Consider the following 15,759-nt stretch of genomic DNA (forward strand, 5'->3'; position numbering starts at 1 on the left):
GGAGCCCCTGCGCATGAATCCCGTCGTCACCATCTCCGGACTCGGTCACAGCTATGGCGGCGCCGAGGGTGGCGCGCCGATCCTCGACGATGTCGCGCTCGAGGTGCGCGAGGGCGAGGTGGTCGGCCTGCTCGGCCGCTCAGGTTCGGGCAAGTCGACGCTGCTCCGCTCGATCGCCGGGCTGGTCGAGCCCAGCCGCGGCGAGCTGCGCTTCGTTCCCGACGCCGCGGGCAAGCCGCGCTCGGTCGCGATGGTCTTCCAGTCCTTCGCGCTGATGCCCTGGCTGACCGTGCTGCAGAACGTCGAGCTCGGGCTGGAGGCGCAGCACGTCCCCGCCGACGAACGCCGCCGCCGCGCGATCGCCGCGATCGACCTGATCGGCCTCGACGGCTTCGAGAATGCATTTCCCAAGGAACTGTCGGGCGGCATGCGCCAGCGCGTCGGCCTCGCCCGCGCGCTGGTGGTCGAGCCGTCGCTGTTGCTGATGGACGAACCCTTTTCCGCGCTCGACGTGCTCACCGCCGAAACGCTGCGCAGCGACCTGATCGAATTGTGGGGCGAAGGGCAGCTCGGCATCGCCTCGATCCTGATCGTCACGCACAATATCGAGGAAGCGGTGCTGATGTGCGACCGTATCCTCGTCCTCTCTTCCAACCCCGGCCGGATCGCGGCGGAGTTCCGGGTCGACCTGCCGCAGCCGCGCGACCGGCTCGATCCGCGCTTCCGCGATCTCGTCGAGCAGATCTATGCGCGGATGACGCAGCGCGCTGCGGCGCCGGCGCTGCCGGTCGATCATGGCCTCGACCGGCCGCTGCCCGAGGTGTCGGTCAACAGCCTCGCCGGGTTGATCGAAGAGGTCGAGGCGCCGCCCTTCTCGGGCCGCGCGCCGCTGTCGACGCTCGCCGACACGTTGCAGCTCGAGATCGACGAGCTGTTCCCGATCATCGAGACGTTGCAGATGCTCCACTTCCTCGACGTCGATGACGGCGATGCCGTGCTGACCGAGCGCGGTGCGGCCTTCGCGCAGCAGGGTGTCGATCAGCGCAAGGCCAATTTCCGCCGCACGCTGGAGCAGCACGTCCGCCTCGCCAGCCATATCCGCAAGGTGCTCGACGAGCGCCGCTCGCATCAGGCCCCGGCGCGGCGCTTCCGCGACGAACTGGAGGATCATATGTCGCCGGACTTCGCCGCGACCACCTTGCGCGCGGTGATCGAATGGGGCCGCTATGCCGAATTGTTCGCCTTCGACGATGACGAGGATCAGTTCTCGCTCGAGGACCCGGCCTGACCGGTCGCGGCATAACTAAGGTTTGACATAGGTTTAGTCCCCCGCCACGCGAGCGCGTGAGGGAGAGGACATGGGCACGGTCGACATCGCCGGACTGACCAAAAGGTTCGACCAGTCGGTCGCGCTTCACCCCACCGACCTGCACGTCGAACAGGGCGAGTTTCTCGTCCTCGTCGGACCATCGGGCTGCGGCAAGTCGACGCTGCTGCGGATGATTGCAGGTCTCGAACAGCCGAGCGCCGGGCGGATCGCGATCGGCGGCCGCGACGTCACCGATGCCGCGCCGTCCGACCGCGGCGTCGCGATGGTGTTCCAATCCTATGCGCTATACCCGCAGATGACCGTCGCGCAGAATATCGGCTTCCCGCTCAAGGTCGCGGGCGTCGCCAAGGCGGAGATCGCGACGCGCGTCGCCGCGGTCGCCGAGATGCTCGACCTCGTCGCGCTGCTCGATCGCAAGCCGCGCGCGCTGTCCGGCGGCCAGCGGCAGCGCGTCTCGATCGCGCGCGCGATCGTCCGCAGGCCGCGCGTGCTGCTGCTCGACGAGCCGCTCTCCAACCTCGACACCGCGCTGCGCGCGCGGATGCGGCACGAATTCGCCCGGCTCCACCAGCAGCTCGGCGCGACGATGATCTACGTCACCCACGACCAGCTCGAGGCGATGACGCTCGCCAACCGCATCGTCGTGATGAGCGCAGGCCGGGTCGAGCAGGTCGGCGCGCCGATCGACGTCTACCGCCGGCCCGCCAGCCTCGCGGTCGCCGCGGCGATCGGCTCGCCGGGCATGAACCTGCTGCCGGTGACGATCGTCGAGGCCAGCGACGCGGGCGCGCGGATCCGCCTGCCCGATGGCGGCGTGGTGCAGACCGATGCGCAGGTCCCCGCCGCCGCGACCGGCGCGACGGCGACGCTCGGGGTCCGCCCGGAGCATCTCGTCGCCGCGGCCGACGGCCCGTTCGCCGGGGCGGTCGAGCTGTTCGAGCGGCTCGGGCCGTTATCCTTCGCGCATCTCGGCGCGCAGGGCGCGGTCGGCACGATCGTCGCGCAACTGCCCGGCGACCGCGCCGTCGCACTCGGCGAGACGCTGCGATTCACCGTCGCGCCGGTCGACACGCACCTGTTCGACGGCGACGGCCGCGCCTATCCCTTGATGCTGCCGCCGAGCAGCCCGGTCAGGTAATAACGCTGCAGCGCGAGGAAGAGCAGCAGCACCGGCATCGTCGTCACCACCGCCGCCGCCATCATCAGCTCGCCGTCCGCGGCATGTTCGCGCCCGATCGCCGCGATCGCCACCGGCAGCGTATAGAGATGCTGGTCGGCGAGCACGATCAGCGGCCAGAGGAAGTCGTTCCAGCTGCCGAGGAACAGGAACAGCGCCAGCGTCACCACGATCGGGGTGAGCAGCGGCAACACGATGCTGACGAAGATCCGCACCTCGCCCGCGCCGTCGATCCGCGCCGCGTCGATCATCTCGTCCGGAATGGCGAGCGTCGCCTGGCGGACGAACAGGATCGCGAATATCCCGGCGAGGCTCGGCAGGATGACGCCGGCATAGCTGTTGACCAGCCCCAACTCCTTGAAGATCAGGAACAGCGGCAGCATCGCCACCTGCCCTGGCACGATCAGCGAGGCGATCAGGATCTGGAGTAGCCGCGCCCGCCCGCGGAAGCGCAGCTTGGCGAAGGCATAGCCCGCCGGGACGGTGAGCAGCAGCCCCAGCGCGGTGGCGATCGCGGCGATGGCGAGGCTGTTCACCAGCGCGGGCACGATGCGGTAATCGAACCACGCGCCGTCGATCGACCGCCGTACCAGCAGCTCGTAATAATTCTCGCCCGACCAGTGCGACGGCCACAGCGGCGTCGGCAGCGTCGTCGACTCGCCGCGCGGCATGAACGAGACGACGACCATGTAGAGCAGGGGCGCGATCGTCAGCGCGGTGATCCCCGCGACGAGCGCGGTCGACAGCAGCGGGCGCAGGCGTCTCACAGCCATTCGTAGCGCCTGCCGATCCGCGTCTGCACCAATGTCACCGCAAGGATCATCAGGAACAGGATGAAGGCGACCGCGCTCGCCTGGCCGAGGTTCCACCATTTGAAGCCCTCGTCGAACATGAAATACAGCACCGTCGTCGTGCTCTGCGCCGGGCCGCCCTGCGTCATCACATAGGGTTCGGCGAAGATCTGCAGGAAACCGGCGACGCTCATCACCGTGGCGAGCAGCAATGTCGGCCCGATCGCCGGCAGCGTGACGTGGCGGAACCGCCCCCACCGCCCTGCCCCGTCGAGCCGCGCCGCCTCGATCAGCTCGCCCGGCACCGCCGACAGCGCCGCGGTGAAGACGATCATATTGTAGCCGAAGATCTTCCACGTCACGAAGATCAGGATCGCCGGGATCGACAGATGCGGATCGCCGAGCCAGTCGACGGGCGCGATGCCGATCGCGCCGAGCGCGCGGTTGATCAGCCCGAAGCGCTCGTTGAACAGGATGCGCCAGACCACCGCGGTGGCGACGACGCTGGTGACATAGGGTGCGAACAGCAGCACGCGCCACAATGGTTTCCACCGCACCGTGACGTCGTCGAGCAGCAGGGCGGTGAACAACGAGGTGCCGATCGCCATCGGCACGCCGATCCCGGCGAACAGCATTGTATTGCCCAGCGCGCGCCAGAACAAAGGCGTCGAGAGCAATTCGGTGAAATTGCCCAGCCCGACGAAGCGCAGGTTCGACCAGTCGGCGAGCGCGTAGATCGAATAATCGGTCACCGACAGGGCCAGCGCCAAGCTGGTCGGCAGCACGAAGACGAGCGCGATGATCGCCAGCACCGGCGCGGTGAACAGCCAGGCGGCCCGCTCCTGCCGCGTCATGCGATCGCCCCGGCATCGAGCAGCGCGCGGCGCTTGGCGAGCAGCCGGTCGACCCGGTCGTCGAGCGCGGCGAGCGCGGCGTCCATCGTCTGCACGCCGCGGACGATGCGTTCGGCGGCATATTGGATCTCGATCTGGATACGCTCCCATTCGATCACCGGCGGCAGCGTTGCGGGCTGGTGCATCTGTTCGGCAAAGGGTCGCAGCACCGCCGTCGCGAGTTGTGGCGACTGGTAGGCGTCGATCCGCGCCGGCAGGTTGCCGATCAGCCGCTGATACCGCAGCTCGCTCGGGATCGAGGTGAGGTGGCGGACCAGCGCCCAGGCCGCATCCGGCCGGCGCGTCTGCGTCGAGACGCACAGGCTGGAGGCGAGGCCCGACACCGCGCCGGGGCCGTCGGGGGCCGGCAGGCGCGCGGTCGACCAACGCTCGCGCGGCAGGATATCGGCACGGCGGGTGAAATCGACCAGCGTCGTCGGCCCGCTCGGCCAGACCGCGCAATAGCCGGCGGCAAAGGCGGCGACCGGGTCCTGTATCTCGGTGGACAAGGCCATCGGCGCATAGCCGTCGGTGTAGAGCGAGACATAATAAGCGAAGGCTGCGCGCGCCTCCGGCGTCTGGAAGGCGCCGCGCGTATCGCGGTCGCGCAGCATCGTCGCGCCCGCCTGCACCAGCATGGTGATCAGCGCGGTCGGCCAGTTGAGCAGCATCAGGAAGACGTAGTCGTCGGGCCGCCGGCGCTTGACCGCTTTGGCCATCGCCCGCCAGCCCGCCCAGTCGCTCGGCGCCGCGTCCCATCCCGCCGCGGCGAGGATGTCGCGGCGGTAGAATTGCACCTGCGGCGCGACCGACCAGGGCACTGCAAAGTCGCGCCCGGCGACGCGTGTCGACGCGAGGATACCCGGCACCATCTGCGCGAGCAGCGCCGGCCGCGTCACCGGCGCGATCGCACCGATCGTCGCGAATTCATGCACCCAGCTGTTGAACAGCATCAGCACGTCGGGGAGCGCGCCGCCGGCGAAGGCGGTGAGCAGCTTTTCATGGCTCGCCGTGGTCGGCAGCGACTGGACCTCGACATCGAGCCCGGTCGCGGCGGTGAAGGCGGGGATCAGCAGCGGCGAATAATCGCCTTCGTAACTCATCGCCCATAAGGACAGCGGCCGGTGGTCGGCGCGGGCCTGACAGCCGGCGAGGCCGATCACCGGAACCGCCGAAAGCATCGCCCTGCGCGTCCACCCGCCCTCGCTGATCCCCGCTCCCATCCCCGCGACGATGGCGCATCCATCGCCGCCGCACCACCCGTACAAGCGGGTAAAGCGCTAGGATCATGACTGTTTTTTCTACTAGCGGCGGCATGTCCGATTGTGTCGGCCTGTAACATGGCCGTACAACATAGGTGACGAGACGCCGGCGGGGGCCCGAGCCGGCACACAGGGAGAAGAGTATGTCGCGTTTCCATCGCAGCCGCTGGCTGCTGTCCGGCGTGGCCATACTCGTCGCCCCGCTCGCCCAGGCGCAGCAGGTCGCTCCCGCTGCCGAACCCGCACAGGCGACCCCGGCGGAGGCAGACGCCCCGGCGGCGGATATCGTCGTCACCGGGTCACGCATCCAGCGGCCCGATTACGCCGCGCCCAATCCGATCGTCTCGTTCGGCGCCGCCGATCTGCAGCAATCGGGCAATACCAACGTCACCACCTTCCTCCAGCGGGTTCCGGCGCTCACCAACTCGCTCGACAACACGCGTACCGCCGGCAGCAATCAGGCGGACGGCAGCTTCGGACAGGTCGGCCTCAACCTGCTCGACCTGCGCGGGCTCGGCCCCAACCGGACGCTGGTGCTGGTCAACGGCCGCCGGCATGTCGCCGGTCAGCCGGACACCGCCGCGGTCGACATCAACGCGATCCCGACCGACCTGATCGACCGCGTCGACGTGCTCACCGGCGCCGCCTCCGCCGTCTATGGTGCCGATGGCGTGTCGGGCGTCGTCAATTTCGTGATGAAGCGCGATTTCGACGGCATCACCGCGCGTTCGCAATTCGGCATCTCGCAGCGCGGCGACGCCGCCAACCGCTTCGCCTCGATCGTCGCCGGGCGCAACTTCGCCGACGGTCGCGCCAACGTCACCCTCGCCTACGAATATAACGCCGACCAACCGCTCGCCAACGACAGCCGCAGCTATCTCGCCGCCGGTCAGCGCCGCTATTTCGTCAATGTCGACAATTATACACCGGGGGTCGCGGGCAGCTACCAGAAGGCGCCGCTCGGCGACCTTCGCTATCCGTACAGCTCGAACCAGGGTATCGTCTACATCGGCGACCAGACGTTCCGGGGCGACGGCGCGGTCTACACGCCGGGCCGGTATTTGCAGAACGACGGTTATAGCATCGGCGGCGACGACACTCCGGTCGCCGGCTATATCGGCGACATCTATCCCCGCACCCGCCGCCATGCGGTGAACGCGCTGGCGCATTACGATGCCTCCGACGCGTTCAAGATCAGCCTGGAGGGCAAGTTCGTCCAGTCGACGATCACCAGCTTCAGCGGCTATGGCGGCAATTATCCGGCGACGATCGCGCTCGACAACCCCTATATCCCGGCGAGCATCCTTGCCGCGGCACAGGCGGCGGGGCTGACCTCGGTCGACGTCAACCGCAACAATTTCGACATCCCGCGCCGCGGCGAGACCGACCGGCGCCGGACCTATCGCGGTGTCGTCGCGGTCACCGGCCGGATCAACGATCATAGCAGCTACGACGTGTCGTACACTTATGGTCAGACCGACGTCCGCGCGACCAAGCTCAACGACAGGCTCAACAGCCGCTTCCTTGAAGCGCTCGACGCGGTGCGCGGGCCGAACAACACGATCGTCTGCCGCTCGGCCGCGGCGCAGGCGGCGGGCTGCGTGCCGGTCAACACCTTCGGCGGCACCACCGTCGATCCGGCGTCCTACGCCTATTATCTCGACAATCCGGTCAGCGACGCGCGGATCACCCAGCAGGTCGCCAACGCCTCGGTCACCGGCGACTTCGGCCAGTTGTTCGAACTGCCCGGCGGGCCGGTCGCCTTCGCCGTCGGGGGCGAATACCGGCGCGAGACGAGCCGCTTCACGCCGTCGCAATCGCTGGTCGACAATCTCTATTATCAATACGACGAATATATCATCCCGACGCCGTCGTCGGGCAAATTCGACGTGTGGGAGGCGTTCGGCGAGCTCAACGCGCCGCTGATCAAGGACAAGCCGTTCTTTCACCTGCTGTCGGTCGGGGCGGCAGGGCGCTATTCGGACTATTCGACGGTCGGCTCGACGCGCGCCTATCAGTTCAACGGCATCTGGGCGCCGATCCGCGCGATCAGCTTCCGCGGCTCCTACGGCCAATCGGTCCGCGCGCCCAATATCGGCGAGCTGTTCCGCCCGGCAACCGGGTCGAGCGCCTTCTTCTCCGATCCCTGCTATATCGGCAACCGCAATGCCGGCAGCAGCAGCCGTGCCGCCAATTGCGCCGCGCTGATCAACGGTCTGGGCGGCAATTCGGCGACCTTCACCGCGCAGAACAATCCCAATGCGACGATCTTCATCCCCGGCACGGTCTCGGGCAACGCCAATCTGAAGGCGGAGATCGCGCGGACATGGACCGCGGGCATCGTGCTCCGCCCCGATTTCATCCCCAATCTGTCGATCGGCGTCGACTGGTACGACATCCGCCTGCGCGATGCGATCAACAACCCGGACGGCGGCGCCGCCAACAGCATCGCCGCGCTCTGCGTCGACCAGCCGTCGCTCGACAACGCCTTCTGTGGCCAGATCAGCCGGCAGACCGGCACGGGCTTCATCAACGGCTATACGATCAGCCCGCAGAACGTCTCGGCGTTCCGCACCTCGGGCGCCGAGCTCAACATCGCCTATCGCGTCACCATGGCGAGCGCCGGCACCTTCGACCTGCGCCTGGTCGGCGGCTATCTTCATAAGCTCGAACAGATCGCCACGCCGGGCGCGCAGGCGGAGGACAATGTCGACCAGCCCTTCCGCCCGCGGTGGAATGCGACGCTGTCGCCGACCTGGATCAACGGCGCGTTCACCCTGAGCTACAATCTGCGCTGGCAGGACGCCGTCCGCCGCTTCACCCGCTTCGAGACCGACGGCAATCCGACCTATGTCGATCCGCGCTACTTCCGCCATGCGGCGCTGTGGCAGCACGATATCCAGGGGCAGGTCGAGGTCGGGCGCGATTTCGCCTTCTACGGCGGCGTCAACAATGTCACCGACCAGAAGCCCGATATCGGCTTCGAGACCAACGTGCCGATCTCGCCGGTCGGCCGCTATTTCTACGCCGGCGCCAAGGTCCGGTTCGGCGGCCGCTGACGCGGATCGGCCCCTTTGCCGCGGCGGTGAAATCGGGCATGGGGCGGCGATGCTCCATGCTTCATCGTGTTTCGCGCCGTTCGCGGCGTATGACGTCGTTATCCCGTGCCACAATCGCGCGCATGTCGTGGCCGACGCGGTCGCCAGCGTCCTCGCGCAGGATCACCCGCCGCAGCGCGTCATCGTCGTCGACGACGGCTCGTCCGACGACAGCGCCACCATGATCCGCGCGCTCGCGGCGCAGCATGATGCGGTGGTGGCGATGATCCTGCCGCGCAACGTCGGCGCATCGCAGGCGCGCAACAGCGGCGCGGCGCTGGCGCGCGCCGACTGGATCGCCTTCCTCGACAGCGACGACATCTGGCTGCCGGGCGCGGCACGGTCGCTGCTGAGCGGCGCGGCCGGAGGCCATGATATCGTCGTCGGGCACTTCGCGCGGATCGAAGGCGACGGCGCGCCGCAGCCGCCCGAATGCGGCTGGGACGGGGCGAGCATCCGCGCCGGCCTCGCCAGCGGCGGGGTGATCGGGCCGAGCTGGTCGATCGTCCGCCGCGCGATCGTCGAGCGGGTCGACGGCTTCGACCCGAGCTTCCACAATTGCAACGACTGGGACTTCTACACCCGCGCCGCGGCGGCGGGCGCGCGCTTCGTCCGCATCGACGCCTGTGTCGCGCTCTATCGTACCGTGCCGGGTAGCCGGCTCGTCAACGATACCGCGATCGGCGCCCGCAACGCCGCCCGCGTTCTCGCCCATCCCTATCTCGTCGAGGTGGCGGCCTAGGCTGCGGCGTCCTCGACGCGATAGTGGATCGGCTTGAACGATCCGCCGTTCGATGCCGGCGCCGAACAGGCGGTGAGGCCGATCACCAGATCCATCGCCGCGACGAAGACGATCCGGTCACCGGCGCGGCTGACCGGTGGCAGCACCGACAGCCGCCCGCCGGCGTCGACGGGCACGTTCATGAAGCAGTTGAAGGCGACCGGTATTTGGTCCGGCACCACGCCATAGGGCGCCAGCGCCTCGGCCAGGTTGCCGAAACAGCCGCGATGCCGCGGCAGGTCCGGGTAGAAATGGTCGAAGGTCGCATAGGAGCAGGGCGTCAGCAGGAAGTCGTGCACGCCGACGCTATCTTCGACGATCTCCAGCATCACGTTCGATCGGTTCGAATAGAGCCTGTGCCCGGTGGTCAGCCGGATCGTCTCGGCATAATCGAGCGTCCGCCCCGACGACAGCACCTCGCCGAGATCGGCCGCGTTGAACGCGAGCAGATCGGCGACCTGACAGCCGCGCGGGTCGATCACGGTCAGCCGCTGCCCGGCCTTGAGCGGAAAACCGACGCCGCTGCGCTCGGCGATCTCGTGCACCGCGCCGCTCATTCGCCGGCATACCGGAACGGGCAGCGCCAGTCACCGTCGACAGCGCGGCCGCTATATTGCCGCGCCTCGCTCATCTCGCCGTGGCGCGACAGCATCGGATTGCGCGAACCGGCGAGCGTCTCGTCACGGACCATGATCTTCTCGCGCATCGTCTCATAGCGTCCCTGCGCGCGCAGCGTCTCGAACTGGTCGTGGAGGTTGAAGATCATCGTCGGGCGCGCAAAGCGGCGGGCCGGGCGGCTGGCATGCGGATGCAGCCCGACGACGAAGAAGGCCTCGCCACCGAACGACAGCGAGAAATGCGGATTGGCGGGATCGGGACTGACGCGCTCGTCCCATTCCTGCCCCAGCCAGACGTCCTTGTCGGACAGCGACTGGATACGCTGCCAGATCGCCTGTTCGAACGCCTCTTCGCTGAGGTCGTCGGGTCCCGAAAAGACGACCGCGAAACTGCGGAACAGCGACGGTTCGGCGCGATAGCGCGCGGCGAAGCAGCGCAGCCGCTCATGGATACGCAGATCATCCCAGGCGCTGGCGATATCGCGTGCGCCAAGCACGTCGAGCGTCCCCTTGGCCAGCGCGGCCTTGGCCCCGACGCAGGGAAAGCCGTGGTCGGCGATATAATCCGACAGCATCGTCCTGGCCTCGTCCTCATGCGGATCCGCCCAATTGAACATCGATTTCGAGGGTAGCATGGGTAGGAAACGACCCGGCGGAGGGCAGCGTTCCGGGATTCCGCCGCCGACTTGATCCGCCTCAATGCGAAAGACTGGGAGGGATGACCGGCATGTCCGTACGGCCCCGGCTGCATCAGACCGGGACGGATCGCGCCGGGGTCGTCACGGGATCCGCCGCCTCCGCCTCGAACCACGGCGTCACCAGCAGGTGCGGCATCGCCAGCGCCGCGATGGCTGCGAACAGCGGCCGGACACCGCTATCATCCCACCGCCAGACGATCCCGCCGATCAGCAGCACCAGCAGCATCGCCGCGCCGAGCACCGGCGCGATCGCGCGGAGATAGGATTGCGCCGTCATGCATCCGATCCGCTCGCACCGTTGCCACGTCTGCGGCAGCGCATGCAGGATCAGGAAGCCGAGCGAGAAGCCGATCAGCGGCGGCAGCAGCAGCAGCGCCGCCGTTCCCGCGAACAGCCGGGGGTCGCGCCGCACGATGGCGAGCGCCAGCAATCCGGCCGCGGCGATCCCGCCGAGCCACGTCAACCCGGTGATCAGATCGGGCAGCATTGCCGGCGTAATGCCGCCATGCTGCAGGATCACCGTCAGCGAAGCGGCGTGCAGCGTCGCCGGGGTGGCGATCAGGCTCACGCCGCGCGCCACCCGCTCCACCCACGTCCCCTCCGGTGCGTCCTCCATCGCGAAGTGGATCGCCGAGGCGAGCAGGAAGGCCGGCAGGGCCACCGCCGGATCGGCGATCCACCAGCCGAGGCAGATCAGGCAGACCAGGCCATAACAGGCGAGAAACAGCGGGCGCCGCCGCGGTGCGACGATTGCCAGATCGCTCGCCCCGTGCGCCATGCCGATGACGCCGATCGCGACGCCCGCAAAGGCGAGTTGCAGCAGCAGCGGTCCGCATGCGGCGACCACCGCCGCGACGGTGAGCGCGCTCCAGCCGATCGCCGGAGCGCGCCCGCTCACCACCGGTCGCCGCGCGAGTCGGCGTGCTGTGCCAGCGCCTTTTCGAGATTGCTCGCCGCGTAGAAGGCGTAAACCACCTTGGCGAGCACATCCATGATGAGGATCGCCCAGACCGAGGCGGGATCGCTGATGATCTTCAGCCCCTCCGGCCCGACGAGGAAGACGATCGGATAGAGGAACCAGATCACCGTCAGGAAGGCGAGGTTCTTGTTATAGGCGCCACCCAGCGCCGCGCCGCGTTCCACCGCCTTGGCCCGCAACGGTCCCCACAGCAGGTAGAGCACGCCCAGGAAGGCGACGCACGACCAGGCATACCAGACCCATTTGATCAGCGGCGGTCCGGCAAGCGCCGAGACGAGGCCGGTGACGATCATCAGCACGTCGAGCACGATGATCGCGGTCAGGTGGCCGCCGACTTCGCCGGTACGCCCCTGTTCGTGGAAGGCGAGCAGCACCAGCCCGGCGAGCAGGATCGGCGTCGTCACCGACCAGTCGAGATAGCGCGCGACATAGACCGCCGAGCCGTCGACCTTGAGCAATGTGCCGATGCCGAACGCCATCGCCAGATAGGCGGTCGCGGCGATGAACGGCACGCTCGAATGCAGCAACGTATGATGACCCGACGGCGGGGTCTTCTTGCCCGTCGCATAAATCGCCAGCGAGGCGAGCGACATGATGGCGAATCCGAGGAGAAAGGCAGTCTGGTCCATAGGGTGTCATCCCTTGCCGGGAACGACCCAATGTCGACCCAAGCGCATAACGGCGTGTGTGACTTTTTGTGTCCCGATCCTCGAAACTTATCCTGCATCAGCCCGGCCAGCCGCGCTCCCGGCTGGTTTCGTCACTAGCGTTCAGGGTGCCTGCCGCCGACCGGCGCGACCCGGTATCACCCGCCGCCGGCGGCCGGCGGCGGGCGATGGTGGCACTCAGGTGGCAATGCCGATCGTCGCGGTCCCGACCAGACCGGCCGATGCCGAACCGGTGATCGTCGGCGTCTGCACCGCGAGCTGCGCGCTGCTGTTGTCTCCGAAGACATTGTCGCTGGCGAGTGTCACCTGCGCGAAATTGGTCTTGCTCGTCGGATAGACGCTGGTGTCCGCGAAGATGGTCGTGCACGTCGCCGCCGGCATCGCCAGCTGTGAGGTCAGCACCGCATATTTGCCGCCGAGCGCGTTGCTGAGGCTCGAGAACACCTCGAAATGCATATGCGGCCAGCGGCCCGAATAGCAGGCGGGGAAGATCGTCGTGAACGTCACCTGCCCGTTGGCGTCGGTCACCTGCACGCCGCGCAGATAGCTCTCCGCGGTCGCGCCCGAATAGAGCGAATAATTGCCGTTGCGGTCGCAATGCCACAGATAGATCGCATAGCCGACGAGCGGGGCGCAGCTCGCATTGACGTTGACCAGGGTCAGTGTGATCGTCAGCTGCACGCCGGTCGCGACCGTGGTGCTCGAAATGAAGCTCGGCCGGATGTCGCTGCGCACGACGCCGCTGACGGTGAGGATGTTCGAGGTCGATCCTCCCGACGTGTTGGTCCCGTCGGCGGGATAAGGACCGGAGGTTTCGGTGGGATCGGCGATACAGGCGGTGCTGGTCGACGTGGCGGTCGGTGTCGGCGTCGCCGTTGCGGTGGCGGTCGGCGTCGGCGTGGCGGTACTGCCGGTGGTGACGGCGACGGTGTCGCTCGAACTGCCGTCGCTGCCGCCGCAGCCGGCGACGAGCGCGGCGGTGCCGACCCCCGCGAACCATTTGAGCGCGCGCCGCCGGGCGACGAGCGCCTCCATCCGTTCGAGGTCTTCGGCGAGGCTGTGGCCGTGGTCGTGATCTTGGTCGTGCTGGAAGGTCATGGCATCCGCTGTCCTGTTGGCGTGGCAGCAGGATGACCGCGCTACCGCACCGCCGTATGTCATCGATGGTAGCAGTGTTGCAGGATGTTGCGCCGGTCAGGCGAGCGGCAGCGTCACCCGCGCGCGGCCGCCGGTAGGGCCGTTCTCCAGCGTCGCGCCGCCGCCGTGCCGCGCCGCGATCGCGCGGACGATCGCGAGACCGAGGCCCGTGCCGCCGGTGGCACGGTTGCGCGAGGGATCGCCTCGGACGAACGGCTCGAACAACCGCTCGACCGTCGCCGCATCGATGCCCGCGCCGCGATCGTCGATCGTCACCTCGACCATGCCGGGATCGACCCGCCAGCCGATCGCCGCGGAGCCGCCATAGCGGATCGCATTGTCGATCAGATTGCCGAACAGGCGGCGCAACGCCGCCGAATCACCGCGGATCACCGCACGCGGACCGGGATCGAGCGTCACCGGCATGCCCGCCACCTGCATGTCGTCGGCGAGGCTGTCGAGCAGGCTGCCGAGATCGAGCCGGTCCTGCGCCTGCGCCTCGCTGTCGTCGCGCGCGAAGACCAGGGCGGTGCGGATCATCGCGCTCATCTCGTCGATATCGGCGGCGGCCCGGTTGCGGGCCTGATCGGGCAGTTGCTCGATCCAGAAGGCGAGCCGGGCGAGCGGCGTGCCGAGATCGTGCGCGATCGCCGCGAGCATCGTCGTCCGCCCCTCGGCATGACCGGCGAGCCGCGCGTGCATCGTCGCGACGGCGCGCGCCAGCTCGCGCACCTCGCGCGATCCGCTGTCGGGCAATGCCGGCAGATGTGCCCCTGCCCGCGCCTGATCGGCAGCGGCGGCGAGGCGGCGGAGCGGCTGCGAGATCGCGCTCGCCAGCCACCAGGCGGGGATCGCCAGCAGCAGGATCGCAACTAGCATCGACGCGAGCGTGACCCAATGCCAGCGGCGCAGCAGCGGCGGTTCGACGCTGTCGAGCCGTCGCCAGCGGTCGCCTATCCGCGAAGAAAGGCGATAATCGCCGAACAGCGCGTCGCCCGGTCCGGGGGCCTGTCCCTCGGCCCGCGCCAGCGCGACGACATCGGCCCGCGCCACGCCGAGTTCACCGGCGAGCGCCGCGGCCAGCCGCGGGTCGGCATGCCATCGCTCGTCCGCGACCGGCGGGGTCGTGGCAATGCTCAGCCGCCAGCGCCTGTCGCCGTCACGGGGCAACCGGCCGGTGCGCAGCGTGCGGGCGATTGACGACAGCGACTGCGGCGCGTCGCGCGGCGGCGGCCCGTTGAAGGTGACGACGAAGAACACCGCCGTGGCGACCAGCACCGAGGCGATGACCAGCGCGAAGATCGATTGGGCGATCGACCGCGCCGGCGCCGCGCGGTCAGCGCTGCTCGACATCGGCGACGAACATATAGCCTTCGTTGCGTACGGTGCGGATCAGATCGTCACCGCCATTGCCGTCGGTCCGGCTGAGCTTGCGGCGCAGTCGGCTGATCTGGACGTCGATGGCGCGATCGAAATGCTCGGCATTCGGGCCGCGCGCGTGGTCGAGCAGGAAATCGCGGGTCAGCACGCGGCGGGGATGATCGACCAGCGTCATCATCAGCCGCAACTCGCCGTCGGACAGGTTGATCGCGACGCCATCGGGATCGAACAGCAACCGCCCGAGCGGATCGAGCCGCCAGCCGGCGAAACGCTTGAGCGGCCGTGCCGCCACCGCTTCCGCCGCGGCGGGACCCGCCTGCCTTCGCAGCACCGATCGGATGCGGGCGAGCAACTCGCGCGGGTTGGCGGGCTTGGCGAGATAATCGTCGGCGCCCATCTCCAGCCCGACGATCCGGTCGACCTCCTCGCCGATCACCGACAGGATGATGACCGGCGGCGCGCTGCTGCGGTCGAGCGAGCGCAGGATGGTGAGCCCGTCCTCCCCCGGCATCATCACGTCGAGCACGACGAGCGCATAGCTCTGCCGATCGAGCGCCGCCCGCATCGCCGCGCCGTCCGCCGCGGTATCGACGATATAGCCGTGCGTGGTGAGAAATTCCGCGGTCAGTTCGCGGATGCCCGGATCGTCATCGACAATGAGCAGGCGGGTGTCAGCGGCCATGGGATCAGGGGTCCAGACGGGATCGGCGATGGGAAGCATGTCTAAGGCTGACCGGCGTCTGTGTCGCCGGTTTTGCGATGCTGCAACATCCGGGTACGTTCGGACGGAATCGACAGCGCTACAATCGTTTCCGACGCCGAAGGGGCGTCGGTACAGCGGCGCCCCGGTCGATTGCTGCCCTGCCGCTCGTCGCGCTGCGGCATTGGAAGGCAGCGGTCGGGATCGTGGCTTTGCCGGTGAATGACTTTGACCAGACCACCCGACTA

Annotated in this window: 14 protein-coding genes; 4 read left to right on the plus strand and 10 right to left on the minus strand. The window is 68.3% G+C overall.

The window, feature by feature from the left end; all coding sequences use genetic code 11:
- Positions 1–13 precede the first annotated feature (13 nt).
- Both PBN85_RS10915 and PBN85_RS10920 read left to right on the plus strand, forming a co-directional pair.
- Positions 14–1,288 (plus strand): ABC transporter ATP-binding protein, encoded by a 1,275-nt coding sequence (locus PBN85_RS10915; protein ID WP_271298979.1) that lies wholly within the window; start codon positions 14–16, stop codon positions 1,286–1,288.
- Between the two features lie 70 nt (positions 1,289–1,358).
- Complete coding sequence (locus PBN85_RS10920) at positions 1,359–2,468, plus strand: ABC transporter ATP-binding protein (protein WP_271298980.1); 1,110 nt, start codon at positions 1,359–1,361, stop codon at positions 2,466–2,468.
- Here PBN85_RS10920 and PBN85_RS10925 read toward each other — a convergent pair.
- The 3 genes from PBN85_RS10925 to PBN85_RS10935 are packed head-to-tail and all read right to left on the minus strand — an operon-like array spanning position 2,429 to position 5,372.
- Positions 2,429–3,280 carry a carbohydrate ABC transporter permease gene (locus tag PBN85_RS10925; RefSeq protein ID WP_271298981.1) on the minus strand — a complete coding sequence of 284 codons (852 nt, stop codon included), beginning with the start codon at positions 3,278–3,280 and terminating at the stop codon, positions 2,429–2,431. The two genes, PBN85_RS10920 and PBN85_RS10925, sit on opposite strands and share 40 nt — an antisense overlap.
- The gene (locus PBN85_RS10930) at positions 3,271–4,152 is read right to left on the minus strand and encodes a carbohydrate ABC transporter permease (protein WP_037533729.1); all 882 of its coding nucleotides are present in this window, start codon (positions 4,150–4,152) and stop codon (positions 3,271–3,273) included. Before PBN85_RS10930 ends, PBN85_RS10925 begins: the two co-directional genes overlap by 10 nt.
- Positions 4,149–5,372 (minus strand): extracellular solute-binding protein, encoded by a 1,224-nt coding sequence (locus PBN85_RS10935; RefSeq protein WP_051583381.1) that lies wholly within the window; start codon positions 5,370–5,372, stop codon positions 4,149–4,151. The genes PBN85_RS10930 and PBN85_RS10935 overlap by 4 nt, the downstream gene beginning before the upstream one ends.
- Positions 5,373–5,596: 224 nt before the next feature.
- Between PBN85_RS10935 and PBN85_RS10940 the strand changes: the two genes are divergently transcribed.
- A complete protein-coding gene (locus tag PBN85_RS10940; protein WP_271298982.1) occupies positions 5,597–8,512 on the plus strand; it encodes a TonB-dependent receptor plug domain-containing protein in 2,916 nt (971 codons plus the stop codon).
- A 49-nt stretch (positions 8,513–8,561) separates the two neighbouring features.
- Complete coding sequence (locus PBN85_RS10945; protein WP_051583380.1) at positions 8,562–9,293, plus strand: glycosyltransferase family 2 protein; 732 nt, start codon at positions 8,562–8,564, stop codon at positions 9,291–9,293.
- Here the strand turns inward: PBN85_RS10945 and PBN85_RS10950 are convergent.
- From PBN85_RS10950 to PBN85_RS10980, 7 genes are all read right to left on the minus strand, one after another.
- The gene (locus PBN85_RS10950) at positions 9,290–9,889 is read right to left on the minus strand and encodes a DUF1989 domain-containing protein (protein ID WP_037533727.1); all 600 of its coding nucleotides are present in this window, start codon (positions 9,887–9,889) and stop codon (positions 9,290–9,292) included. The two genes, PBN85_RS10945 and PBN85_RS10950, sit on opposite strands and share 4 nt — an antisense overlap.
- A complete protein-coding gene (gene gntA, locus PBN85_RS10955; RefSeq protein WP_271298983.1) occupies positions 9,886–10,566 on the minus strand; it encodes a guanitoxin biosynthesis heme-dependent pre-guanitoxin N-hydroxylase GntA in 681 nt (226 codons plus the stop codon). The genes PBN85_RS10950 and gntA overlap by 4 nt, the downstream gene beginning before the upstream one ends.
- A gap of 133 nt (positions 10,567–10,699) precedes the next feature.
- Entirely contained in the window at positions 10,700–11,545 is an 846-nt protein-coding gene (locus PBN85_RS10960; RefSeq protein WP_271298984.1) for a Brp/Blh family beta-carotene 15,15'-dioxygenase, read from the minus strand.
- Positions 11,542–12,255, minus strand: a complete 714-nt coding sequence (locus tag PBN85_RS10965; RefSeq protein ID WP_271298985.1) for a bacteriorhodopsin — start codon at positions 12,253–12,255, stop codon at positions 11,542–11,544. Before PBN85_RS10965 ends, PBN85_RS10960 begins: the two co-directional genes overlap by 4 nt.
- Before the next feature lie 216 nt (positions 12,256–12,471).
- Complete coding sequence (locus PBN85_RS10970) at positions 12,472–13,392, minus strand: dioxygenase family protein (RefSeq protein WP_271298986.1); 921 nt, start codon at positions 13,390–13,392, stop codon at positions 12,472–12,474.
- A 96-nt stretch (positions 13,393–13,488) separates the two neighbouring features.
- Positions 13,489–14,784, minus strand: a complete 1,296-nt coding sequence (locus PBN85_RS10975; protein WP_271298987.1) for a sensor histidine kinase — start codon at positions 14,782–14,784, stop codon at positions 13,489–13,491.
- Positions 14,768–15,493 (minus strand): response regulator, encoded by a 726-nt coding sequence (locus PBN85_RS10980; protein ID WP_271298988.1) that lies wholly within the window; start codon positions 15,491–15,493, stop codon positions 14,768–14,770. The genes PBN85_RS10975 and PBN85_RS10980 overlap by 17 nt, the downstream gene beginning before the upstream one ends.
- Positions 15,494–15,759 lie beyond the last annotated feature (266 nt).

This window comes from Sphingomonas sp. CV7422 (genome assembly GCF_027945725.1).
GTDB classification, from domain to species: Bacteria; Pseudomonadota; Alphaproteobacteria; order Sphingomonadales; family Sphingomonadaceae; genus Sphingomonas; species Sphingomonas kyungheensis.